This window comes from uncultured Bradyrhizobium sp. (assembly GCF_936928535.1).
Classification (GTDB): domain Bacteria; phylum Pseudomonadota; class Alphaproteobacteria; order Rhizobiales; family Xanthobacteraceae; genus Bradyrhizobium.
The window spans coordinates 103,317-127,483 of sequence record NZ_CAKZHY010000096.1 but is presented as its reverse complement, the minus strand read 5'-3'; the positions used below and the strand labels follow the sequence as shown (position 1 = coordinate 127,483).

The window sequence follows — 24,167 nt, the reverse complement described above, 5'->3', positions numbered from 1 at the left end:
GGCCGGTCAACGGCTAAGCGACAGGCCGATGTCGCACGCACGGCTTCTTTGCGACGTCAAACCATGCGATACAATTCCTGCCTGCCACAAGGGAACACGCCGGTGAACGCCTCCGCCCATCTGCCGCCCCAGACCGTCCGCGCCAACGGCATCGACATCTGCTACGAGATTTTCGGCAACGACAATGCCGAGCCGCTGCTGCTGATCATGGGGCTCGGGGCGCAGATGGTCCATTGGGACGATGCGTTCTGCGAGCAGCTCGCTGCCCGCGGGTTTCGCGTGATCCGCTTCGACAACCGCGACATCGGGAAGTCGAGCCATCTGACCGGCGGCAAGCGCCTGACGCCGCTCGAACTGCTGAAGCTACGCTTTCTCAGAATTCCGGTTGCCGCGACGTACAAGCTGATCGACATGGCCAAGGACACGATCGGTCTGATGGATGCGCTTGGCATCAAGTCGGCGCATCTGGTTGGAGCATCCATGGGCGGCATGATCGCGCAGGAGCTGACATTGTCGTTTCCGCAGCGCGCGCGCTCGCTGACCTCGATCATGTCGACGACAGGCAATCCACGCGTGCCGCCGCCGACGCGGGAGGCGGCCGCGATGCTGATGGCGCCGCCGCCGCGCAGCAAGGAAGAGTTCATCACGCGTTTCGGCCAGACCTGGAAGGTCTTGCGCGCCGGTTCGTTTCCAGAGGAAGAAGCGCTCGATCCCGGTCGGGCTGAACGCGTCTTCGCGCGCGGGCTCAATCCCGCCGGCGTCGGCCGGCAGCTCCGTGCCGTGCTGGCCTCCGGCAGTCGCAAGGAACGGCTGCATGGCGTGAAGACGCCGACGCTCGTAATCCACGGCACCGTCGATCCGCTCGTCCGCCCCGAGGGCGGCAAGGATACGGCGGAGTCAATTCCGGGAGCAAAGCTGTTGATGATCGCGGGCATGGGCCACGCGCTGCCGATGCGGTTCTGGCCCGAAATCATCGACGCGATCGACGAGCACGCGCATGGCACTGCGGCGAAGGCGGCGTAGATCGACGGTCTCCTATCGGTGACCATGTGAGCTGCCGGTTACTCTCTTAACGCGAGCCGACGCGAGAGCTATAGAGACGTTCCTCATTCGCAACACAGAGGCTTGCCGCCTCTCGGAGCTCTCATGTTTCTCATCACCCGGTCGGCGACAATGGTCGCCGCTTCAGTTCTCATGCTGTCGCTCGCTGGCGGCGCCGCGATGGCAGGTAGCGCCCAGGAAGAAGCGAACCGCAAGGCCGTGCTTGCCTTCTACGAGAAGGGTCTCAATCAGAAGGACGCGGATGGCGCGCTCGCCTATGTCGGCGACCGCTACACCCAGCACAACCCGAACGCGGCCGATGGACCGGAGGGCTTCCGGAAGTTCATCGGCTTCTTGCGCGAAAAGTTTCCGAACTCGCACAGCGAGATCAAGCGCTCGTTCGTGGATGGCGACTACGTCATCCTTCACGTCAACGCAGTTCGCGAACCCGGCACCAAGGGCAATGCGATCGTCGATATCTTCAAGCTCGAGAACGGCAAGATCGTCGAGCATTGGGACGTGGTTCAGCCGGTCCCGGACAATCCGGCGAACAACAACACGATGTTCTAACTTTTCTTCGCGATCCAGATCACATGGCGCGCACCGCCACCCCTGCCGGTGGCGCGGACGTTGATCTCGTTGACGTCGAAGCCGGCGCGGCCGAGACGCTTGGTGAAGGCGGGGTTCGGCCCCGATGACCAGATGGCGAGCACACCGCCCGGCCGCAACGCCGCCTTCGCCGCTGCGAGGCCGCTCGCACTGTAGAGCGCGTCATTGCCCTTGCGGGTCAGCCCTTCCGGTCCGTTGTCGACATCGAGCAGGATAGCGTCAAAGGCCGAGCTCTTCGCCCGGATGATCTCACCGACATCGGTCTCGCGGACGCTCACCCTGGCATCGTCGAGACTGTCGCCGAACACTTCCGCCATCGGCCCGCGGGCCCAGGTGACGACCGCCGGCACCAGCTCGGAGACCACAATCTTCGCCTTGGCTCCAAGCACGGCGAGCGACGCGCGCAATGTAAAACCCATGCCGAGGCCGCCAATGAGCACGGCCGGTTTTGCGACTTTCTCGATCTGCTTCGCCGCCAGCGTCGCAAGCGCGGCTTCGGAGCCCGACAGGCGATTGTTCATCAGCTCGTTGGTGCCGAGCTTGATGGAAAACTCCTTGCCCCGCCGCATCAGGCGGAGTTCCTCGTCGGAGCCGGGGATTTTGGCGGTGTCGAGTTTTTCCCAGGGAATCATGCGAGAGCTTTAGCACGATTGGGCCGGCGGTCACCCACCTGCCCAGACGTCGAGCACATAGCGGTTCTTCGCGCCCATCTCCTCGATCCAGCGTGCGCCCGCGGCCACGTCGCCACCGCTCTTCTCGCGGTAGATCGCAACGAGCGCAGCCTTCACGTCAGGCTCCATCCTGCTGCCGTCGCCGCAAACATAGATGATCGCGCCCTGCTCGATCAGCGGCCAGACCTTATCCTTCTGCGCGGCGAGCACGTGCTGCACATAGGTCTTCGGGCCATCCGCGCGCGAGAAGGCGGTGAAGAGCTCGGTGATGCCGCTCGCAGCCAGCGCCTTCAGCTCGTCCGCATACAGGAAGTCCTGGTCTGGATGGCGACAGCCGAAAAACAACACGGACGGTCCGAGGCTGGCGCCCTTCGCCTTGCGCGCGGCGCGCTCCTGGAGAAAGCCGCGGAACGGCGCGAGCCCCGTACCCGGCCCGATCATGATGATCGGAATGGAGGGATCGTCGGGCAGCCGGAAGCCGGCCTTGGTTTCGCGCACGGTGGCGTAGACCGTGTCGCCCGCGCGCCGGTTGGCGAGATAGTTCGAGCAGATGCCCTTGTACGTGCCGCGGCCTGAGGCCGCCGGTCCTTCGACCACGCCGACAGTGACGCTGCAACGCGCCGGATCCACCGACGGCGAGGATGAGATCGAGTAATAGCGCGGCGCCAGCAGCGAGAGCGTTTCCAGATAGACGTGGAACGGCAATTCGCAGGCTGGATATTCGAGCAGCAGGTCGAACACCGATTTGCGCTTGGCCAGAATCTCGGAGCGATAACGCTCCAGTGGCTCAGACTCCTCGCCGACGAAGGCCAGCAGCTTCGGCTTGGTCACCGGGCAGCGAGTATGCTCGGCCATAGTCTGGATCTGTTTGCGCGTTGCGACCTGTTGCAGCTCGACGAATTCGCTGAGCAGGCGACCGACCGAGACGGCATTGCCGACAGGCAATTGCGCGCGCCGGCCTTCGGCCACCTGAAGCCTGATCTGGTCGGCCGGCAGGAACCCGAAGCGGCGGGCGACCGAATCCACCAGTGTCGGGTCGTTGCGCGGAACGACGCTTAGGTGATCGCCGACACGGTAGGTGATGTTGGCAGGAAGCTGCACCTCGATATGGCGCGTCGAGCGCTCGGACGGATTTGCACCGGACTTGTTCTGAAGCTCGTCATTGGCCAGCACTTTCATCGCGACAGCGCCGCCCTGGGCGACGACGGTGTTGACGGCGGCCACCGCGACAGGCTCGATCGCATAGAGCGGATCGTCTTCCGCAGTGCGGGTGAAGTTCCAGTCGATACCGAACTCCTTGGTGGCGACCTGGGCGGCCGCCGGGAACCATTTCTGGAACTGGCCGTCGAGATCGCTGCGCGCATCGCCCTCGCCGCGCGGATAGACCGCGCGTGCGCCATGCTTGGACAGTTGCTCGTCGATGAAGCGCGGTACTGATTGATAGGTCGCGGCCCAGTCGCTGTTGCCGCAGCCGAACACGGCGTAGCGCACACCGGCGAAAGCATCCTTCGGCAGGTCCTCGCCGAGCCATTTGACGAACTGCGTCGCATTGTCAGGCGGGGCGCCATTGTAGGATGCGCAGATGATCAGCACGCCGCCCTGCTGCGGCAGCTTGCCGACGTAGTCGTCGAGCGGGCCGAGATGCACGGCAAAGCCGTTGATCTCGGCAAGATCAGCCATGCGCGTCGCAAGCTCCTCGGCGGTGCCGAGATTGGAGCCATACAGCACCAGCATCGGCGTGTTGTGACCGGGCCGCGTGGTCGGCTGGCGCGGTGCCCTTGGCGCAGAAGCGGCAGCCGTGACCGGGCCGCCATAGGCGCCGCGCTCGCGATCCGCACGCGGACGGACCTTGATCTTGAAGCCCTCCGGCTTCATCGTCAGCGTTTCCTTCAAGTGCATCTGATAGCGCTGATGATCGATCAGCTTGAAGCGCTGCAAGATCATGCCGAGCGCCAGCGCCGCCTCGTGCATGGCGAAGCCTCGACCGATGCAGGCGCGTTGGCCGTTACCGAATGGCTTCCAGGCGTTGATCGGCCGCTTGGCCTCGGCCTCCTTGCTGAAATTCTCGGGATCGAAAGCATCGGGATTCGGCCCCCAGACGCTGGGGTCGCGATGCAGTGCCGTCACCAGGATGGTGATGAATGTGCCCTTCCGGAGCTTGTACTTGCCGCCGCCGATGGTCTCGTCGTTGAGCGGCGAGATGCCGTAGGCCGGCGCTGGCGGCCACAGCCGCAGCGCCTCTTTCAGGATCTGCGTGATGTAGGTGAGTTGGGTCACCTGCTGGTAGGTCGGCTTGGCATTGACATCGGGGCCGAAGACGCGGTCGACCTCGTCATAGGCCTTTCTGAGAATGTCCGGATGCTTGAGCAGTGCATAGAGCGTGTAGGACAACAGGCCGCTGGTGGTCTCGTGACCCGCGATCAGGAACGTGTTGATCTGGTAACGGATGTTGACGTCGTCGAGCTGCTCGCCCGAGGAGCGGTCGACGCCGGTCATCATCGCGGCCAGCATGTCCTTCTTGTCGTCAATGCCTTCCGCGCTCTTGCGGCGCTCGGCGATGATCTCGTCGACCATCTTGTTCATGAAGGCGACGTCTTCGCCGAGCGTCTTGCGGCGCTTCTGCATCCAGAGCTGCTCGAACGGCAGGCCGCGCGTCATCATGATGGTTTCTAGCGAGCGCACCAGCGACTCGACGAACGGGTGATAGTCACCCCGATAGAACGAGTTGAAGCGGTATTCGAAACCGCACAGCCCGATCGTATCAAGCGTCAGCGCGGTCATGTCATGGACGACGTCGATCTCGTCGTCGGCGTTCAGGCGCTCCCATTTCTGAACGAGCTGGTCGGCGATATCGACCATGCTCGGATGGTAGGACTGCATGGCGCGGTTGCCGAACGGTTGGAGCAGGATGTTGTGCGCCTTGCTCCAGTTCGGCTCCTTGGTGTCCGCCGTGAACAGGCCGTCGCCGCCCACCGCACGCACGCGCCGCAGCGCACCGCGCACCGTCTTGTCGAAGCGCTTTTCGTCGGAGAGCTCGTCGACGAGATCATGGCCGGACACGACGACGATCGGCGAGCCCATCATGTCGAGCCAGAAGATCGGGCCCAGCTCCTTGGCGAGCCGAGTCAGGTGCTGCACCGGCGCGGCCGAATCCAGCGACAGCATGTTGCCGACCACCGGCTTGGTCGGCGGCTGCGGAATCGGGTCCAGACGGTTCTTCGATGACATTGCTACGCTTCCCCCCGCCTTGCGTCGTTCCGGGATGGTCCGAAGGAACAGACCCGGAATCTCGAGATCCCGGCTTCGACGCTATGCGTCGCCCCGGGATGACGACTGCGTCGTCAGCCAAACCGCCTTTTACGCCATTCGATCAAGATGGCGCTGACCTCTCCCGGCTTCTCCTGCTGCGTCCAATGGCCGCTGTCCTTCACCAGGTACTTCTCGAGGTCAGCGACCAGCTTTTCCATGCCGTCAGCCGCCGACGGCGGCAGCACCGCATCGTTCTCGGCCATGATCATCAGCGACGGCACGCTGATGTGGTGGTCGAGACCTTTCGAGCGCTCCCAATTGCGGGTGAAATTGCGATACCAGTTGATGCCACCGGTGAAGCCGGTCTGCGTGAAAGTATCGACGAACACCTTTTTCTCGTCGGCAGATAGGATCGGCGCGCGCGGATCGACCTTGGCGTCATAAGCCGCGATCATCTGAGGAAATGCCAGGTTGGTCTTCGACGATGCGCCAACGCCGGCGATCGGCGGCTCCCCTGATTTCTCCGCCGGCCGCGGCAGCGGCTTGCGCATGAAAGCATCAAAGGTCTGCTCGACGCGGCTGCCGAAGATCCTGTCCGGCTCGCGTGCCGGATCCTGGAACTGAACGATGTACATCTGGTCGCCGAAGCGCTGGCGGAACAGCGCGATCGGATCCATCGGCGCGCGGTCCCAATGCGGTGTGTTGACACCGACGACGCCGGCAACACGCGTGGGGTGCCGCAGCGGCATCTGCCAGACGACGAAGCCACCCCAATCATGGCCGACGAAAATCGCCTTCTCGATGTTGAGATGATCGAGCAGCCCAACGAGATCGCCGGTCAGGTGCTCCATGTCATAGGCTTCGACCGGCTCAGGCCGGTCGGTCGCGCCGTAACCGCGCTGGTCCGGCGCGATCACGCGGATGCCGGCCTCGCTCAGCGCCTTGATCTGGTGACGCCAGGAAAAGGCGAGCTCGGGCCAGCCATGGCACAAGACAACCGGCGGCTTGTCGGTCACCGGGCCTGCCTCGTAATAGCCCATGCGAATTCCGTTCGTCTGAGCGAACTTGAGCGGCGGCATTTCGATCATTGCAAGAATCCTGACTTCCTATTCGGCCGCGCCCTTGACGTCGGACGCAGGCGGCGCATAGGCCGCTTCGAGCGCGGCGAACTCCTCCGGCAGCATGTCGCACATCACCTGCACATGCGGAATGATGTTGGCGCCGACGATGAAGCCGAAATCGAGTTGGTCGCGATAGCTCTGCACGGTGATATTGAGCGCCTGCCCATGCGTCGAGATCGACACCGGGAAGATGTGCAGCAGCTCGGCGCCGGCCGCGTAGAGCGTCTGCCGCGGCCCTGGCACGTTGGAGACGGTGATATTGGCAGCTGGCGGCAACACATCCGACAGGTCCGAGCGGCTATAGAGCAGTGCTAGGATCTGGACGATGATCGGCGCCCCTAGCATCGAGATGTTGGAGACCTGCGGCATCAAGGCCCGCAGCGGGTGCGACATCTCCTTGGACTTGGTCGACTGCGCGATGATGGCCTCAAGCCGCGCCTTGGGATCCGCGATATTGGTCGCGATCGAGCAGATCATGCCGAACACCTGGTTATTGGCCTCGGTGTTGCCCTCCTCGCGCAGCGAGATCGGCACGGCGGCGGTCAGGGACTTTGCCGGCAGCGTGCCATATTGCAGCAGATAGCGGCGGACCACGCCCGAGGCGAGCGCCAGCACAACGTCGTTGAGCTTGCCGCCGGCCTGCTTGGCCAGCGCCTTCGAGCGCGACAGAGAGATCGACACGCCGGCAAAACTGCGCTCCGACGAAATCGTCTTGTTGAGCATGGTCGGCGGCGACACCATGCTGGCGAGGCTTTCGCGCGACTTCGGATCGGAAATCTTGCCGAGCACGTCTGAGACGCTCTTGACCATGGTCGGAATATTGCCGGCGAAGCGCACCGCGCTCTCGATCTGGTACATCGCATTGTCGAACAGGATCGACCCGATGTCGCTCTTGCCGGTGCGCGGCAATTGCAGGTTCTTCGCGGCCGTCGAAGCTTCGAGCGGTTGGCTGAAGAGCTGCTGATAGGAATCGAGCAGGTTGGCAGCGATGTCGCGCGGCTCCTGCCCGGGCTTGGACCCGCCGGTCGGCGGCTCGACCTTTCGCGGGATCGGCGAGATGTCGTAGATCATGTTGGTGAGGGCCGCGCCGGCGCCGCCGTCGATGGCGGCATGGTGCATCTTGGAGTAGAGCCCGACCTCATTGTCCTTCATGCCCTCGAACACGTAGAACTCCCAGAGCGGGCGGGCGCGGTTCAGCAGCTTGGCATGCATCCAGCCGACGATGCGCTCGAGCGTGGCGCGGTCGCGCGGCGCCGGCAGGCTGGCGCGGAAGATGTGACGGTCGATGTCGAACTGGTCGTCCTCGACCCAGGAGGGATGATCGATGTCGAGCGGCGCCTTCTCCAGGCGCGCCTTGAGGATCGGCGCGATGTGCAGCCGCGACACGATCATCGCCTTGAAGTCTTCGAAGAAGTCGCCCTTGTAGTCGTCAGGCAGGCGAAAGATCGCCATGCTGCCGACGTGCATCGGCATCTCGGGCGTTTCCAGATAGAGAAATGACGCGTCCAGCGACGACAGTTTCTTACCGTCAGCCATAGTTCCCTCCGCTTAACTCTCGACTGGCGCCTTGCTGGCGCTTCTCGTCAGGTCGATATTGCCCGCTCCGGCGGGGCATATGCAATGGCAAACGGCCCGGCCCGATCAAATGGCCAGAACTCCCCCTCCGGTTGCGCCAGGCGATCGGCCACCGCCCACAACGCCGCGGGGTTCACCCCGAGACCGATATGGCTAGCGAAATACACTTCGATATTCTCGGCCCGCTCGTTGGGGCGCAGCAGACAGGTCCGCCAGTTCACAACGCCATCGGCGCGCGAATAAATCGACGTCGCCGGCACCTTCAGATCACCGGCGATCGCCTCGCGCAGTTCGGCAAAGTCCTCGACCCGCTCGCCGGACAACGCTTCGTACAGCGCGGTCGCATTGGTCGCCCGTACATCATTCGCAAAGGGGCTGCCGAGCGTGATGACATAGCGGACCAGATCGGGCGCCTGCAGCGCGAGATCGCGGGCATAGACGCCACCGAGGCTCCATCCGACCAGGCTGACCTTGCGCCCGGTTGCGGCGTGAATCTCGGTGAGACGCGCGCGCAGGGCTTGGCGCATCCGCGCCAGTCCGCCGAGGTTGCGGCCCATCCGCCAAGCATGGGCTTCATAGCCGAGTTCGCCGAGATAGCGCCGCATCGGTGCCATCGACAGATCGCTGGCGAGAAAGCCCGGCAGCGTCAGCACCGGATGGCCATCGCCCCTGGGCGCGCGCATCAGCAGCGGCGACAGCAGCACGCTGGCGTTGAATTCGAACAGGCCACGCGCCTCGGCGAGCAGCAGGCCGAGGGCCGGCGGACGAAGCCCGCCCGAGCCTGGCGCCCCGTCGCGCGCGTCGGGCATTACTTCTTCTTGTCGCCGCTGCGCGGGGCGCCGAGCCCGGCCATGGTGACAAACATGTCCTGAAACCGTTCCGCCAGCTTGGGATCGAAAGTGAACCAGCTCTGGATCAGCGATTCCGGCGAGACCTTGTCGATATTGCTCAAGACCTGCTGTTGGAGCTTGTCCATCACTGCAACCTGCATCGGCGACACGTCAGGCAATCCGAAGAACTGGCGGGCCTCGAGGGGGGTGCAGTCGATTTCGATATTAACCTTCATGTCCCCTCCGGATGAGATTCGAGCGGCGTCACGCAGTATCGCCGCGACATGGCGTGCGACGCAAGCGACCTGAACCGGGACCGGATGCGCGGCTTCCGCAATCGGCCGACATGGTCAATCAAATAATCCGCGCGAATGGGCGCTGGCGGGCCGTTTCCACCCTTATTTCGAGGCCTGACAGGTCGAAAGTCCAATGTCGCTGGTGCGCCTCTCTCCCCTAAATTGTTGGTCAGCATTGCTGCACAGCGGTGCAACTTGGCGCGTTCCTTGCTGGAATGGCGCTTGCACGGGTCGAGAACTCTGGGCAACATGGATCGATCAACCCCACCGAACAATCAAAAATTACGGTGTGGGCGAGTGGAGAGGGTCAAGAATGTCAGTCGGACGAAGTTTGTTTGCGGCGACGCTCGCCGGTGTGCTGGCGTTGGCGGTCTCGCCGGCGTCGAGCCAGACGCTGCGCTACGCCAATCAGGGTGAGCTGAAATCGCTCGACCCATACACGCTGAACGAGTCGACTACCAGCGCGCATCTCGGTCATGTCTATGAGGGCCTGGTCGCCCGCGGCAAGGACCTGAAGATCATCCCGGCGCTCGCCGAAAGCTGGGAGACACCGGAGCCGACCCGCTGGCGCTTTCACCTGCGCAAGGGCGTGAAATTCCACAATGGGGATCCCTTCACCGCTGACGATGTGGTGTTCTCTGCCGAGCGCGTGCGGGCAAAAGGCTCCAACTTCCTGAGCCGCGTCCCCGCCGACGCCAAGGTCGTCAAGGTCGACGACTACACCGTCGATTTCGTCCTGACCTCGCCCAATCCGATCCTGACGGCGCTGTGGGCGACCTGGTACATCATGGACAAGAAATGGGCAGAGGCGAACGATGCGGTGGCACCGACGCCGGCGGCCGCGACGACTCCGAGCTACGCTTCGCTCCACGAAAACGGCACCGGTCCCTTCATCATCGAGAGCCATCAGCCGGGCGTAAAGACCGTGTTCAAGGCCAATCCGAACTGGTGGGGCAAGCCGGAACATAATCTGAAGGAGATCGTCTTCACACCGATCGCAAACCCGGCCACGCGGGTCGCGGCGCTGCTGTCGGGCGAAGTCGACGTGATCGAACCGGTTCCGGTCCAGGACATCGAGCGCGTCAAAGCGAGCGCCAACGCCACGGTGCTGACGGGACCCGAGCTCCGCACCATCTTCGTCGGCATGGACCAGGCGCGTGACGAGCTGCTCTACTCCAACGTCAAGGGCAAGAACCCGTTCAAGGACGTTCGCGTCCGCGAAGCGGTCTACCGGGCGATCGACATCGATCTGATCAAGAATCGCGTCATGCGCGGCCTGTCCACGCCGTCCGCATTGATGGTCGCACCGGAGATCTTCGCGATGTCGAAGGACTTCACCCGGCCGAAGTTCGATCCGGACGCCGCCAAGAAGCTCCTCGCCGACGCTGGCTATGCCGACGGTTTCGAGGTGACGATGGATTGCCCGAACGATCGCTACGTGAATGATGCCGCGATCTGCCAGGCCATCGTCGGCATGCTCGCCCGCATCAACATCAAGGTGGACCTGCTGGCGCAGCCGAAGGCCCAGTATTTCGCAAAGGTGCTGAAGCCCGGCGGCTACAAGACCTCGCTGTTCATGCTGGGCTGGACCCCGGATACGCTGGACTCCCAGAACGTGCTTCACGACATCATGGGCTGTCGGGACGATCCGAAGGATCCGAACCGTGGCGAAGCCAATCTTGCCGGTTACTGCAACAAGGAGTTCGACGCGCTTGCCGACAAGGTCCTCGTGGAATCCGACCCGACCAAGCGCGATCTGCTGATCAAGCAGGCCTTCGAGCTTTCGATGAAGGACTGGGCCTATGTCCCGCTGCACCAGCAGGCGCTCGCCTGGGGCGTCTCGAAGAAGGTGAAGCTGACCCAGAGTGCGGACAACATGGTCAGGCTCTACTGGGCGACCAAGCAGGACGAGTAGGTATCGACATCTTGTGGAGTCCCGGAAGCCAATACTTCTAAAACATGGCTTCCGGGACTTGTTGTTTCGGGCTAACGCAATGATGCGTGCTACTGAAGAGATGTGAAAGGAACAGATGCTCGCTTTCACACTGCGCCGGGCCATCCAGGCCATCGGCGTGATGATCGCCGTCGGGGTCATCGCATTCTCGATGTTCCGGTTCGCCGGCGATCCCGTGAGCCAAATGGTCGGGATGGATACATCGGGCGCCGAACGCGCCGCGATCCGCAAATCGCTCGGCCTCGACGATCCCGTGGTCGTGCAATTTGGCCGCTATATCGGCAACGCCGCGCAGTTCAAGTTCGGCGTGTCCTACCAGTTCCGCCTGCCGGTCACCGACCTGCTGATGGAGCGGATGCCCGCGACGCTCGAGCTCGCGGTTTGCGCCACCATCTTCGCGATGGTCTGCGGCATCCTGATGGGCGTCTATTCGGCGCTTCGCCGTGACAGCTGGCTCACGCACATATTCCAGGCCGTCTCCTTGATCGGCATCTCGCTGCCGACCTTCCTGATCGGCATTCTCATGATCTATCTGTTTTCGGTGACCCTCGGCTGGCTGCCCTCGTTCGGGCGGGGCGACGTCGTGCATATCGGCTGGTGGACGACGGGACTCCTGACCTTGTCAGGCCTGAAAGCACTGATCATGCCGTCGATCACGCTTGGCCTGTTCCAGATGACGTTGATCATGCGCCTCGTCCGCGCGGAGATGCTGGAAGTGTTGCGGACGGACTACATCCGCTTCGCCCGCGCGCGTGGATTGACCACGCGGGCGATCCATTTCGGCCACGCGCTGCGCAATACGCTGATTCCCGTGATCACCGTTGCAGGCCTGCAATTTGGCTCGGTCATTGCTTTCGCAATCATCACCGAAACAGTGTTCCAGTGGCCGGGCATGGGACTCTTGTTCGTGCAGGCCGTCCAGAACGTCGATATCCCGATCATGGCGGCCTATCTGATGATGGTGTCCCTGATCTTCGTCACCATCAACCTCGTGGTTGATATCCTCTACACCATCGTCGATCCGCGGCTGCGCTCGACGGTCAGCCGGGCACATTGAGATGAGCGAGGCCGTCGTTCCCCACAAGGTTGAGAAGCGCGCCGCCGCACCAGGCTGGTTCAAGCGCGCGCTCGACAGCGACCTGTTCTATTCGTTCCGCCGTTCCAGGATCACCATGATCGCGGCGGGCGTGACGCTGGTGTTCTTCCTGATCGCGATCTTTGCTTCCGTGCTGTCGGTGCAAAACCCGTTCGACCCCGCACAGCTCCAGCTGATGAATTCGCGTATCTCGCCACTCTGGACCGCCGACGGCCAGAGCCCATTCCTGCTCGGCACCGACGAGCAGGGCCGCGACGTGCTGTCCGCGATCCTCTACGGCCTGCGCATCTCGCTGCTCGTCGGCGTCCTCGGCGTCGTCCTCTCCGGCGCGATCGGCATCCTGCTCGGGTTGACCGCCGGTTATTTCGGCGGCGCCGTCGACGGGCTGATCATGCGCATCGCCGACGTGCAGCTGTCTTTTCCGGCCATCCTGATCGCGCTCTTGATCAACGGCATCGCCAAATCGGTCTTCGGCAACAGGCTCGACGAGATGAGCATGCTGGCGGTCCTCGTCTTCGCGATCGGCCTGAGCTTCTGGGTGCAATACGCCCGTACGGTGCGCGGCTCTGTCATGGTCGAGAAGAACAAGGATTACGTCGCAGCCGCGCAATTGATCGGCCTGCCCGCCCCCGTGATCATGCTGCGCCACGTGCTGCCGAACACCACGGGGCCGATCCTCGTTATCGCCACCATCAACCTCGCGCTCGCCATCATCACCGAGGCGACGCTGTCATTCCTCGGCTCGGGCATGCCCGAGACCATGCCGTCGCTCGGCACGCTGATCCGCATCGGCAACGGCTATCTGTTCGCAGGCGAATGGTGGATCGTCGCCTTCCCCGGAATCGCACTCGCAGCGTTGATCCTGTCGATCAACCTGCTCGGCGACTGGCTGCGCGACGCCCTCAACCCGAAACTCCGATGAGCATGCAGCGTTCATGACCGAGCCCGTTCTCTCCGTCCGCAATCTTCAGGTCGAGTTCGCCTCCCGCCGCGGCACGCTGCGCGCCATCGACGGCGTCTCGTTCGATATCGCCAAGGGCGAAGTGCTGGGCGTGGTCGGCGAATCCGGCGCCGGCAAGTCCGTCACCGGGCTTTCGGTGATCGGCCTGATCGATCCGCCCGGGCGCATCGCCGGCGGCGAGATTCGCCTCGCCGGCCTGCGCATCGACAATCTGCCGCCGGAGGAGATGCGCCGTATTCGTGGCAAGCGCATCGGCATGATCTTCCAGGATCCGCTGACCTCGCTCAACCCGCTGTACAAGGTCGGCGACCAGATCGTCGAGACGATCCGGACCCATCTCGACCTGTCCGAGACGGCGGCCCGCCGCCGCGCCATCGACCTGCTTGCTGAAGTCGGCATTCCCGCGCCGGACAAGCGCATCGACGGCTACCCGCACGAATTCTCCGGCGGCATGCGCCAACGCGTGGTGATTGCGCTTGCGATCTGCGCCGAGCCGGAGCTGATCATCGCGGACGAGCCAACGACCGCGCTCGACGTCTCGGTGCAGGCGCAGATCATCTCGCTGATCAAGCGGCTCGGCCGCGATCACGGCACCGCCGTGATGCTGGTGACCCACGACATGGGCGTGATCGCCGAGACCTCGGACCGCGTCGCGGTGATGTATGCCGGCCGCGTCGCCGAGATCGGCCCGGTGCAGGACGTCGTGAGGAACCCGCTGCATCCCTATGCCAAGGGCCTGATGGGCGCGATTCCGACGCTTGCCGGCGACGACAAGCGCCTGGTGCAGATCCCCGGCTCGATGCCGCGCTTGTCTGCGATCCCGCGCGGCTGCTCGTTCAACCCGCGCTGCGCCTCGGCTTTCGATCGTTGCCGGGTCGACCGGCCGGAGCCGCTGTCGCGCGGCGCGCAATCGGTCGCTTGCCATCTCTATGATCCGGTGTCGGCGGAGACCGCGGCATGAGCACTCCCTTCGTCCAGGGCACAAATCTGCGCCGCGTCTTCGACGTTTCAAAACCCTGGCTCAACCGCGTGCTCGAGGGCGGCCAGCTCGAATATCTCAAGGCCGTCGACGGCGTGACCTTCGATATCAGGAAGGGCGAGACCTTTGCGCTGGTCGGCGAGTCCGGCTCGGGCAAGACCACTGTGGCGCGGATGGTGGTCGGCCTGTTGCCGCCGAGCTCCGGCGACGTCCTGATTGACGGCGTCTCGATGACGGATCCGCGGCAAGCTCCGGCCCGCCGAAAGCTCCGTCGCCGCATCCAGATGATCTTTCAGGACCCCTATGCGAGCCTGAACCCGCGCTTCCGCGTCGATGCCATCATCTCTGAGCCGATCCGCGCCTTCGACCTGATTCAGGGCGAACGCGACATCCAGGCCCGCGTCGGCGAACTTTTGACCCTCGTCGGCCTGCATCCCGACGATCGGCTGAAATTCCCGCATGAATTCTCCGGCGGCCAGCGCCAGCGTATCGCGATCGCGCGGGCGCTCGCCTCCGACGCCGAATTCATCGTTTGCGACGAGCCAACTTCCGCGCTCGACGTCTCCGTGCAGGCGCAGATCCTGAACCTGATGCGCGACCTCCAGGACAAGTTCGGCCTGACCTATATGTTCATCAGCCACAACCTCGCCGTGGTCCGCCACATGGCGAGCCGGGTCGGCGTGATGTATCTCGGCCGCATCGTCGAGATCGCGGAGGGGCGCGAGTTGTTCGCCCGCCCGCGCATGCCCTACACCAAGATGCTGCTGGGTGCCGTGCCTGATCTTGCTATGAGCGGCCGCCAGCGCATTCCGGTGAAGGGCGAGATTCCGAACCCGATCAATCCGCCCTCCGGCTGCTCCTTCAATCCGCGCTGTCCGCTGGCATTCGACCTTTGCCGCAAGGAAGTTCCAAAGCTGATCGACGGCGTCGCCTGCCATGCGGTTAACACCGCGCCGGTCCCGGCATAACGCGCGCGTGCCATGCGACCTGTGCATTTGGCATCCCAGCATTGGATGTGATCAATTGCGCGCGCCGTCAATGAGGTAGCCCATGGCCAGCAACGTCAATCCCGATCCCTTCACGACACGCCCCGAAATCGAGGGCACTTTCGGGGTCGTCGCGACCACGCACTGGATCGCGACCGCCGTCGGCATGGCCATCCTGGAAAAGGGCGGCAATGCTTTCGATGCCGGCGTTGCCACTGCCTTCACCCTTCAGGTCGTCGAGCCGCATCTGAACGGCCCCGGCGGCGATGTGCCTGTTATTGTCCATGACGTGAAGCGCGGCCGCACCGAGGTGATCTGCGGCCAGGGCCCGGCCCCGGCGCGCGCCACGATCGCGCATTACAAGAGCGAAGGCCTCGACATGGTGCCGGGCACCGGCCTGCTCGCGGCCTGCGTCCCCGGCACCTTCGAATCCTGGATGATGCTGCTGCGTGACTACGGCACCATGCGCGTGCGCGACGTGCTCGAGCCTGCGATCTCCTACGCCCGCGACGGTTACCCGCTGGTCGAGCGCGCCTGCGCCACGATCCAGACCGTCGAGCAACTGTTCCGCAAGCACTGGCCAACCTCGGCGGCGGTCTACCTGCCGAACGGCGAAGTGCCGAAACCCGGTACGATCTTCACCAACAAGACGCTGGCAGCGACCTACACGCGCATTCTCAACGAGGCCGAAAGCGGCGGTGGCGGTCGCGACGCCGAGATCGAGCGCGCGCGAAAAGCCTGGTCGCAAGGCTTTGTCGCGGAAGCCATCGACAAATTCTGCCGGACGCAGGAGGTGATGGACGTCAGCGGCTCGCCACATCGCGGCGTGCTCTCCGCCGACGACATGGCGCGCTGGCAGCCGACCGTCGAGGCGCCGCTCACCTACGATTATGGCCGCTACACCGTCTGCAAGGCCGGCGTCTGGAGCCAGGGCCCCGTTACCCTGCAGCAGCTCGCGCTGCTCAAAGGCTTTGCGCTGGACGGTCTCGATCCGACCGGGCCGGAATTCATCCATCTCCAGATCGAATGCGCGAAGCTTGCCTTCGCCGACCGCGAGAAATTCTACGGCGATCCCAAGTTCTCCGAGATCCCGATCGGAACGCTGCTGTCGGACGCCTACAACGACGAACGCCGCAAACTCGTCACCGACAAGGCCTCGCTCGATTTCGTACCCGGCTCGATCGAAGGTTTTGGCGGCGTGGTCAAGCTGCGTCGCGCCGAAGGGCAACGCGAGGCGGTCGGCGCGCTCGGCGCCGGCGAACCGACCGTAGGTCGCTTCGGCGAGGTGCGCGGCGACACCGTGCATTTCGACATCATCGACAAGGCCGGCAACATGATATCCTCGACACCGTCAGGTGGCTGGCTGCAATCCTCACCAATCATTCCAGAGCTCGGCTTTTGCCTAGGCAGCCGCGCCCAAATGTTCTGGCTGGAGGAAGACCACCCCGGCTCGCTCGCGCCGGGCAAGCGGCCGCGCACCACGCTGTCGCCGACTATGGCACTGCGCGACGGCGAGCCGTATTTGGCTTGGGGTTCGCCCGGCGGCGACCAGCAGGATCAATGGATCACGCAGTTCTTCCTGCGTCACGTCCATTGCAACCTCAACCTGCAGGAATCGATCGACGCGCCGGCCTGGCACTCCGAGCATTTCCCGATCTCGTTCTGGCCACGCACCGCGCGCCCCGGCGTGCTCGTGGTCGAGAACCGAGTGCCGAAGGCGACGATCGAGAACTTGCGTGAGCGCGGGCATATCGTCGAGGTCGGCCCCGACTGGTCGGAGGGCCGCCTCACCGCGGCCTCGCGCGTCGGCGTACGCCGCCGCGCCGCGGCCAATCCGCGCGGCATGCAGGGCTACGCCGCGGGACGCTAAAGGCAGCTCATGACCTGGTCGATCATTGCGCGAGATCCTGCCACCGGCCAGTTCGGCATTGCGGTAGCGACCCGCTTCTTCGCCGTCGGCGCGCGCGTCCCCTACATCGCAGCCGGCCTCGGCGCCATCGCAACCCAGGCCTTCGTCAATCCCTATTATGGCATCGATGGCGTCAAGCTGCTCCGCGATGGCCTGAACGCGCATGATGTGCTCGCCGCCCTGCTCGCGACCGACAGCGGCCGCGAGAGCCGGCAGATTCACATCATGGATGCGAGCGGTGCGATCGCCGCGCATACCGGACGCGACTGCGTCGACTGGTGCGGGCACATCGCTGGCAGCGGCTTCTCGATCGCGGGCAACATGCTCGCCGGCGCCGACGTGCTCGCCGAGACGGCGAAGACCTACATCGCCAATGACAGCCTGCCCTTCCCGCGCCGGCTGCTCGCGGCCATGCGCGCAGGTGAAGCTGCCGGCGGTGACAAGCGGGGCAAGCAATCCGCGGCCCTTGTGATCCACGGCGAGGAGGAATGGCCGGCGCTGGATATCCGCGCCGACGATCATCCCGATCCGCTCGGCGAGCTCGAGCGGCTCGAACAGGTCAGCCACGAGCTCTGGGTCCACTTCCGCCCGTCCATGCCGACCCGGCAGAACCCGGCCGGCAATACCGATCGCAGCGTCATCGACGCCAGCATCGCTGCGGCGCGGGCGCGACAAGCATGAGCCCTCTGATCGAGATCAGGGACCTGCGTATCCGTTTCCACGGCGACGACGGCCGTATCACCCATGCTGTCGACAGCGTCGATCTCAGCGTCGCCAATGGCGCAACGCTCGGCCTCGTCGGCGAGTCCGGCTGCGGCAAGAGCGTAACCTCGCTCGCAATCATGGGGCTGCTGCCGAAGCAGACCACAGAGGTTACTGGTGCGATCCGCTTCGACGGCTTTGATCTCCTGAAGGCCGCGGACCAGACGTTGCGTGACCTGCGCGGCAACCGGCTCGCGATGATTTTTCAGGAGCCGATGACGTCGCTCAATCCGAGCTTTACGATCGGCGACCAGATCATCGAGACGATCCTCCGCCATCGCGGCGGCTCGCGGAAAAGCGCGCGCGAGCGGGCCATCGACCTGCTGCGCCGCGTCCACATCCCCTCACCCGAGCGGCGGATCGACGAATATCCGCACAAGCTCTCCGGCGGCATGCGCCAGCGCGTCATGATCGCGATGGCGCTCGCCTGCGATCCGCAGCTGCTGATCGCGGACGAGCCGACCACTGCGCTCGACGTCACGTTGCAGGCCCAGATCCTGGAGTTGATGCGCGAGTTGAAGGCGGCGAGCGGCGCCGCTATCATCCTGATCACCCACGATCTCGGCGTCGTCGCAGAAGTCTGCGACGAGGTCGCGGTGATGTATGCCGGCGAAATCGTCGAGCGCGCGCCGGTCGACGAACTGTTCTCCGCGCCGCAACATCCCTACACGGTCGGCCTGCTTGGCTCGATCCCGCGGCTAGATCAACGCGCCGAGCAGCTGGCGACGATCGAAGGCATGGTGCCGAACATGGCGCAACCGCCTGCTGGTTGCCGGTTCGCCGCGCGCTGTCCGTTCGTGCTGGAGGCCTGCACGAGGGCACCGCCGCCGCTCGTGGACGTTAGCCCCGGCCACGTCTCGCGCTGCATCCGCGCGCCGCTCGAAATTTTGGTGTCGTGATGGCACTGCTCGAAGTCAACGGCCTGGTCAAGCATTTCGTCGTCGAGCGCTCGCTGTTCGGGCGGGCACGCGCGCATGTCAAAGCCGTCGATGGCGTGTCCTTCTCCCTCGACGCCGGCAAGACGCTCGCGCTCGTCGGCGAATCCGGGTGCGGCAAATCCACCGTGAGCCGCCTGGTGCTGCGGTTGATCGAGCCGGATGCGGGGACGGTACGGTTCGGCAGCCGCGACCTGCTCTCGCTCGATGCGGATGCGCTGCGAAAATTCCGCCGCGAGGCGCAGATCATCTTCCAGGACCCTTACGCCTCGCTGAATCCGCGCATGACGGTTGCGCAGATCCTGACCGAGCCGCTCGCGCTGCACGATCTCGTCCCGCCGGCGCAGCGGCGCGAACGGGTCGCAGAAATCCTGCGGCTGGTCGGGCTCGAGCCGCGACTGGCCCGGCGCTATCCGCACGAATTCTCCGGCGGCCAGCGCCAGCGCATCGCCATTGCGCGCGCGCTCGCGGTCGAGCCGAAGCTGATCATCTGCGACGAGCCGGTCTCCGCGCTCGACGTCTCGATCCGCTCGCAGATCCTGAACCTGCTGCGCGAGCTTCAAGACCGGCTCGGCCTTGCCTACATCTTCGTTTCGCACGACCTCGCCGTGGTCAAGCACATCGCGGACCGCGTCGCTGTGATGAATCTCGGCGGTATCGTCGAAGAGGCCGATGCAGACGAGTTGTTCGCTCAGCCCCGCCATCCCTATAGTCGCGCCCTGCTGTCGGCGATTCCCCTGCCGCAGCCCCACGCCAAGCGGGCAAAGGTCGTGCTGCAAGGCGAGATCCCGAGCGCGCTCGATCCGCCCTCCGGCTGCCGCTTCCACACCCGCTGTCCCTTCGTGATCGACCGCTGCCGCACCGAGGCGCCTGCGCTGGTGACCGACGACGCAGGCCACGCCACCGCCTGCCATCGCGTCAGCGAGCTGCCCCCGGCGGACACGATCCTGCCCGCAGCGGCCGGATTTTCGCCGGCGCTGGCAAAATTAGTCGCGGCTTTCAGCCGAAAGACGGAAGGCGCGAACCCGGCCGGTGTTGGTATACAGAGTGCAAGGCCTACAACGACGTAGCCGGAGCAATGGGGATTATCCGATGAAGATGTTTCGTCTGGCCGCGACGGCTGCCGTCGTCCTGCTGTCGCTTGGAGCCGCGCAAGCCCAGACCACGCTGCGGATTGGGCTCGCCGAGGATCCTGATATCCTCGATCCCACGATGGCACGCACCTATGTCGGCCGCATCGTGTTCGCGGCCTTCTGCGACAAGCTGTTCGACATCGACGAGAAGCTGAACATCGTGCCGCAGCTCGCGCTGTCGAGCGAGACGGTCGATGACGGCAAGGGCCTCGTCATCAAGCTGCGGCCCGGCGTGAAATTCCACGACGGCGAGCCGTTCGATGCGGAAGCCGCCAAATTCTCGCTGGAGCGCCACCTGACCCTCCCGGGCTCGTTCCGCAAGCCAGAGCTCGCCTCGGTCGACCACATCGATGTCGTCGATCCCCTCACCATCAAGCTGGTGTTGAAATCGCCATTCTCGCCGCTCCTCGCCCAGCTCACGGACCGCGCCGGCATGATGGTCTCACCGAAGGCGGCGAAGGAGGCCGGGGACAAGTTCGGCCTGCACCCGGTCTGCGCCGGTCCGTATAAATTCGTCGAGCGCGTGCAGCAGGATCGCATCGTGTTCGAGAAGTTCGCCGACTATTGGAACAAGGACAACGTCTTCATCGACAAGATCGTGTTCCAGCCGATTGTTGATGCCACCGTGCGGCTGGCAAGCCTGAAATCCGGGAGCCTCGATCTGATCGAGCGCGTGCTCGCCACCGACCTTAAAGACGTGCGCGCGGATTCTCGGCTGAAGGTCGCGACGGCCATTGAGCTCGGCTATCAGGGCATCACGCTCAATATCGGCAAGGACAAGGCCAAGGGGCCGCTCAGCCAGTCCGCCAAGGTCCGGCAAGCGCTCGACCTTACTATCGATCGTGAAGCGATCAACCAGGTCGTGTTCAACGGCGAGTTCCAGCCCGGCAATCAATGGGTCAATCCAGATCATCCCTACTATCAGAAAGCCTTTCCGATCCGCCCGCGCAACGTGGAGAAGGCCAAGGCGCTGCTGAAGGAAGCGGGCGTGACGCCGCCAATCAATGTCGATTTCCTGGTGCCGAAGGGCGCCGAGACCGAGGCCGTCGCGCAGGTGGTACAATCGATGGCGGCCGAGGCCGGGTTCGACCTGAAAATCCGCGTCACCGAGTTCGCGACATCGCTGAAACAAGCGGAGGCGGGTGAGTACCAAGCCTACATGCTGGCATGGAGTGGCCGCATCGATCCCGACGGTAACTCCTATGTTTTCCTGCACAAGGATGCGCCGCAGAACTACAGCGCCTGGGCCAATGCGGACGCCGACAAGGCACTCGACGATGCACGCCTCACGTCGGACATGGCGCAAAGGAAGGCCGTCTACGAGAAGCTTGCGAAGCTGGAGCTCGACGACGAGGGCATCCTGTACATCTTTCACCGCCGCATCATCATCGCGCACACAACCAAGCTCGAAGGCTACAAGCAAATGCCCGACGGCCTCGTGCGCGTCGTCGGCCTCAAGCTGAAGTGACGCCACGGGGATGCTGAACTTCCTCGCCCGCCGGCTTGCGCAGATCGTACCGACACTGTTTTTCGTGTCGGTTCTGATCTTCTCGCTGCAGCAATTGCTGCCGGGCGATCCGGCCCTTGTGATGGCGGGCGAAGAGCGCGATCCTGCCGTGATCGAGCAGATCCGGCACCAGTACCGGCTCGATCAGCCCGTCCCGGTGCAATACGCCTACTGGATCAAGGGCGTCCTTGTCGGCGACTTCGGCGAGTCGCTGCGCAACAAGATGCCGGTGCGCGAGCTGATTGCGCAGAAGCTGCCGGTGACGCTGCAGCTCGGCGCCATGGCGATCATCATCGCATTCCTGATCGGTATCCCCGCCGGCATCGTTGCGGCCGTGAAGAAGGGAACAGCCTGGGACTACGGCGCCAATTTCTTCGCGCTGTGGGGTATCTCGACGCCGAATTTCTGGCTCGGCATCATGCTGATCTTTCTGTTCTCGATCGAGCTGGGCTGGCTACCGGCTTCCGGCTATGTCCCGCTGTCCGAGGACTGGCGCGCGAGCCTCGCCGCCACCATCATGCCCGCTTTCGTGCTCGGCAACGCGATCGCCGCGATCCTGATGCGGCATACCCGCAGCGCCATGCTCCAGGTGCTGGAAAGTGATTATGTCCGCACCGCGCGGGCCAAGGGCCTGTCCGAGCGCTCCGTAATTCTCAAACATGCCATGCGCAATGCGCTCACACCCATCATCACGCTCGGCGCGCTCGAACTCGGCACGCTCTTGTCCGGCGCGGTGCTGACCGAGCAGATCTTCTCCATTCCCGGCTTCGGAAAGCTGATCGTCGACGCCGTGTTCAACCGCGATTACGCCGTGGTACAGGGCGTGGTGCTGGTGACAGCCACGGTCTACATCACGCTCAATCTGATCGCCGATATTGCCTATATCCTCGTCAATCCGCGGTTGAGGGGCTAGACCATGACCGACGCCGTGCTCGCGGCCACCCCCATCGCTGATGCCGGCGAGCTGGACAGTCCGGCGCGCCGGGCTCGGCGTCGCCTGTTCAAGCGCAAGGCGGCGGTCGCGGGCCTCGTGGTGCTCAGCGTTTTCATCCTGCTCGCGCTACTGGCACCTCTGATCGCGCCTTATGACCCCATCGCAACGAGCTGGAGCCTGGTGCGCAAGGCGCCCACCGCGGCGCACTGGTTCGGAACCGACGAGCTCGGCCGCGACATCCTGAGCCGCGTCATCTATGGCGCACGCGCCTCACTGCTGGCAGGCCTGATCTCGGTTGCGATCGCGCTGGGGATCGGCGTCCCGCTTGGCCTTCTCTCCGGTTATCGCGGCGGATTCGTCGACGCGCTGATCAGCCGGATCACCGATGCGATGCTCGCTTGTCCGTTTCTGATCCTGGCGATTGCGCTGGCGGCGTTCCTTGGTCCGAGCCTCGGCAATGCCATGATCGCAATCGGCATCTCGGCAACGCCGGTCTTCATTCGCCTGACCCGTGGTCAGGTGCTGAGCGTCAAGGCCGAGGATTATGTCGAGGCGGCACGCGCGCTCGGCAATCCCGGTTGGCGGATCGCGGTCTCGCACATCCTGCCGAACATCCTGCCCGCGCTGCTGGTCCAGGCAACGTTGTCGATCGCTGCAGCCATCATCGCGGAAGCCGCGCTGTCGTTCCTTGGCCTCGGCCAGCAGCCGCCGTTGCCGTCCTGGGGCAGCATGCTCAATGCGGCGCAACGCTTCCTGACCCAGGCGCCGTGGATGGCGATCTGGCCGGGTCTGGCGATCTTCCTCGTGGTGCTGTCGTTGAATCTGCTCGGCGACGGCCTGCGCGATGCGCTGGACCCAAGGCAGCGCTAGATCACCATCTCGCGCATCACGCGGCGGCAATCCATCTCATATTCGAGGTCGGCCACGGGCGGCCGCGCAAAGTGCCAGGTGAGCCCTGAGCGCAGCGCGCCCCGCCGAACCAGCTCGTCGACCAGCGCGTGATGGAAATCGTGCACGGAGTAGGCCTGCACGGCGGTCGTGTCTTTCCAGCCGAATCCGAACGCCGTCATCCGGTTCTCCATTTGCGAAGTCGTGGTGAAGCGCACTTTTTCGCGCAGGCCTTCCAGGCTGAGATCGCGGTAGCGCACGGTGCGCTCGACATAGGTGCCGCTGCCCTCGCGCGCCTCGGCGCCACCCGCGATCACGAAGGACGGCGCCTTCGACGTCGTCGGGCGCGTGAACGAGAACGCGTAGAACGACGGCTCCGCGGGCGGATCGATCTCGGGGCAGACATTGCTCCGTGCCACCGGGTTGGTGCTGCCGTCGAAGATGCCCCATTCCGATAGCGTTTTCACATAATGCAGGTTGAACGCGCGAAAGCCTTCTTCGCTGAAGGCCGCCGGCGAGCGCAACTCGCAGGCGCAGAAAGCCGTCAGCGGACGTCCTTGCACCTGAATGTACTCTGCGGCCAGCGCAAACCCTTCGGCGAGCGGCACCAGCTGATCGAACCTGACGCGCTCGATCTCATAGCCGTCGGCGGCAGCAGCGCCTGCTGAATACTGGAACACGGAGGGAATGAACCGATAATTTCCAGCGGAAAATTCACGCGTCATGTCGAG

The 24,167-nt window shown here is 64.2% G+C and carries 21 protein-coding genes; 14 read left to right on the top strand and 7 right to left on the bottom strand.

The genetic code is table 11. From position 1 onward, the window contains the following. The first annotated feature begins 63 nt into the window (after nucleotides 1–63). Together Q0687_RS19185 and Q0687_RS19180 are read left to right on the top strand one after the other, a co-directional pair. On the top strand, nucleotides 64–1,023 hold the full coding sequence (locus Q0687_RS19185; RefSeq protein ID WP_298879790.1) for an alpha/beta hydrolase: 960 nt from the start codon (nucleotides 64–66) through the stop codon (nucleotides 1,021–1,023). A 123-nt stretch (nucleotides 1,024–1,146) separates the two neighbouring features. Continuing rightward, nucleotides 1,147–1,611 carry a nuclear transport factor 2 family protein gene (locus tag Q0687_RS19180; protein WP_298879787.1) on the top strand — a complete coding sequence of 155 codons (465 nt, stop codon included), beginning with the start codon at nucleotides 1,147–1,149 and terminating at the stop codon, nucleotides 1,609–1,611. Here the strand turns inward: Q0687_RS19180 and Q0687_RS19175 are convergent. The 6 genes from Q0687_RS19175 to Q0687_RS19150 all read right to left on the bottom strand — a co-directional run bounded on the left by Q0687_RS19175 (nucleotide 1,608) and on the right by Q0687_RS19150 (nucleotide 9,332). Further along, the gene (locus tag Q0687_RS19175) at nucleotides 1,608–2,282 is read right to left on the bottom strand and encodes a spermidine synthase (RefSeq protein ID WP_298879784.1); all 675 of its coding nucleotides are present in this window, start codon (nucleotides 2,280–2,282) and stop codon (nucleotides 1,608–1,610) included. The two genes, Q0687_RS19180 and Q0687_RS19175, sit on opposite strands and share 4 nt — an antisense overlap. A 30-nt stretch (nucleotides 2,283–2,312) precedes the next feature. Further along, nucleotides 2,313–5,549, bottom strand: a complete 3,237-nt coding sequence (locus Q0687_RS19170) for a cytochrome P450 (RefSeq protein WP_298879781.1) — start codon at nucleotides 5,547–5,549, stop codon at nucleotides 2,313–2,315. Between the two features lie 113 nt (nucleotides 5,550–5,662). Then, nucleotides 5,663–6,658 carry an alpha/beta hydrolase gene (locus Q0687_RS19165; RefSeq protein WP_298879778.1) on the bottom strand — a complete coding sequence of 332 codons (996 nt, stop codon included), beginning with the start codon at nucleotides 6,656–6,658 and terminating at the stop codon, nucleotides 5,663–5,665. A gap of 18 nt (nucleotides 6,659–6,676) precedes the next feature. After that, nucleotides 6,677–8,227: a wax ester/triacylglycerol synthase family O-acyltransferase gene (locus Q0687_RS19160; protein ID WP_298879776.1), complete on the bottom strand. Its 1,551-nt coding sequence runs from the start codon at nucleotides 8,225–8,227 to the stop codon at nucleotides 6,677–6,679. A 47-nt stretch (nucleotides 8,228–8,274) separates the two neighbouring features. After that, nucleotides 8,275–9,075: an alpha/beta hydrolase gene (locus tag Q0687_RS19155; protein ID WP_298879775.1), complete on the bottom strand. Its 801-nt coding sequence runs from the start codon at nucleotides 9,073–9,075 to the stop codon at nucleotides 8,275–8,277. Continuing rightward, the gene (locus Q0687_RS19150) at nucleotides 9,075–9,332 is read right to left on the bottom strand and encodes a DUF6489 family protein (RefSeq protein WP_188097842.1); all 258 of its coding nucleotides are present in this window, start codon (nucleotides 9,330–9,332) and stop codon (nucleotides 9,075–9,077) included. Before Q0687_RS19150 ends, Q0687_RS19155 begins: the two co-directional genes overlap by 1 nt. Nucleotides 9,333–9,705: 373 nt before the next feature. On the opposite strand from Q0687_RS19150, the gene Q0687_RS19145 reads away from it, so the two are divergent. The 12 genes from Q0687_RS19145 to Q0687_RS19090 all read left to right on the top strand — a co-directional run bounded on the left by Q0687_RS19145 (nucleotide 9,706) and on the right by Q0687_RS19090 (nucleotide 23,418). Beyond that, on the top strand, nucleotides 9,706–11,307 hold the full coding sequence (locus tag Q0687_RS19145; RefSeq protein WP_298879766.1) for an ABC transporter substrate-binding protein: 1,602 nt from the start codon (nucleotides 9,706–9,708) through the stop codon (nucleotides 11,305–11,307). 115 nt (nucleotides 11,308–11,422) lie between these two features. Next, nucleotides 11,423–12,403: an ABC transporter permease gene (locus Q0687_RS19140; protein WP_298879763.1), complete on the top strand. Its 981-nt coding sequence runs from the start codon at nucleotides 11,423–11,425 to the stop codon at nucleotides 12,401–12,403. Nucleotide 12,404: 1 nt separating this feature from the next. Next, nucleotides 12,405–13,364: an ABC transporter permease gene (locus tag Q0687_RS19135; RefSeq protein ID WP_298879760.1), complete on the top strand. Its 960-nt coding sequence runs from the start codon at nucleotides 12,405–12,407 to the stop codon at nucleotides 13,362–13,364. Between the two features lie 13 nt (nucleotides 13,365–13,377). Next, complete coding sequence (locus Q0687_RS19130) at nucleotides 13,378–14,364, top strand: ABC transporter ATP-binding protein (protein WP_298879757.1); 987 nt, start codon at nucleotides 13,378–13,380, stop codon at nucleotides 14,362–14,364. Continuing rightward, entirely contained in the window at nucleotides 14,361–15,350 is a 990-nt protein-coding gene (locus Q0687_RS19125; protein WP_298879754.1) for an oligopeptide/dipeptide ABC transporter ATP-binding protein, read from the top strand. The genes Q0687_RS19130 and Q0687_RS19125 overlap by 4 nt, the downstream gene beginning before the upstream one ends. 82 nt (nucleotides 15,351–15,432) lie before the next feature. Continuing rightward, complete coding sequence (locus tag Q0687_RS19120; RefSeq protein ID WP_298879751.1) at nucleotides 15,433–17,238, top strand: gamma-glutamyltransferase family protein; 1,806 nt, start codon at nucleotides 15,433–15,435, stop codon at nucleotides 17,236–17,238. 9 nt (nucleotides 17,239–17,247) lie between these two features. Continuing rightward, complete coding sequence (locus tag Q0687_RS19115) at nucleotides 17,248–17,958, top strand: DUF1028 domain-containing protein (protein ID WP_298879748.1); 711 nt, start codon at nucleotides 17,248–17,250, stop codon at nucleotides 17,956–17,958. Then, a complete protein-coding gene (locus Q0687_RS19110; protein WP_298879745.1) occupies nucleotides 17,955–18,938 on the top strand; it encodes an ABC transporter ATP-binding protein in 984 nt (327 codons plus the stop codon). The genes Q0687_RS19115 and Q0687_RS19110 overlap by 4 nt, the downstream gene beginning before the upstream one ends. Next, the gene (locus Q0687_RS19105; RefSeq protein WP_298879742.1) at nucleotides 18,938–20,044 is read left to right on the top strand and encodes a dipeptide ABC transporter ATP-binding protein; all 1,107 of its coding nucleotides are present in this window, start codon (nucleotides 18,938–18,940) and stop codon (nucleotides 20,042–20,044) included. Before Q0687_RS19110 ends, Q0687_RS19105 begins: the two co-directional genes overlap by 1 nt. Before the next feature lie 22 nt (nucleotides 20,045–20,066). Continuing rightward, on the top strand, nucleotides 20,067–21,575 hold the full coding sequence (locus Q0687_RS19100) for an ABC transporter substrate-binding protein (protein WP_298879740.1): 1,509 nt from the start codon (nucleotides 20,067–20,069) through the stop codon (nucleotides 21,573–21,575). Nucleotides 21,576–21,585: 10 nt separating this feature from the next. Continuing rightward, the gene (locus Q0687_RS19095) at nucleotides 21,586–22,527 is read left to right on the top strand and encodes an ABC transporter permease (RefSeq protein WP_298879737.1); all 942 of its coding nucleotides are present in this window, start codon (nucleotides 21,586–21,588) and stop codon (nucleotides 22,525–22,527) included. 3 nt (nucleotides 22,528–22,530) lie between these two features. Further along, entirely contained in the window at nucleotides 22,531–23,418 is an 888-nt protein-coding gene (locus Q0687_RS19090; RefSeq protein ID WP_298879734.1) for an ABC transporter permease, read from the top strand. On the opposite strand, the gene Q0687_RS19085 is transcribed toward Q0687_RS19090, so the two are convergent. Then, a complete protein-coding gene (locus Q0687_RS19085; RefSeq protein ID WP_298879731.1) occupies nucleotides 23,415–24,161 on the bottom strand; it encodes a hypothetical protein in 747 nt (248 codons plus the stop codon). The two genes, Q0687_RS19090 and Q0687_RS19085, sit on opposite strands and share 4 nt — an antisense overlap. Nucleotides 24,162–24,167: the final 6 nt, after the last annotated feature.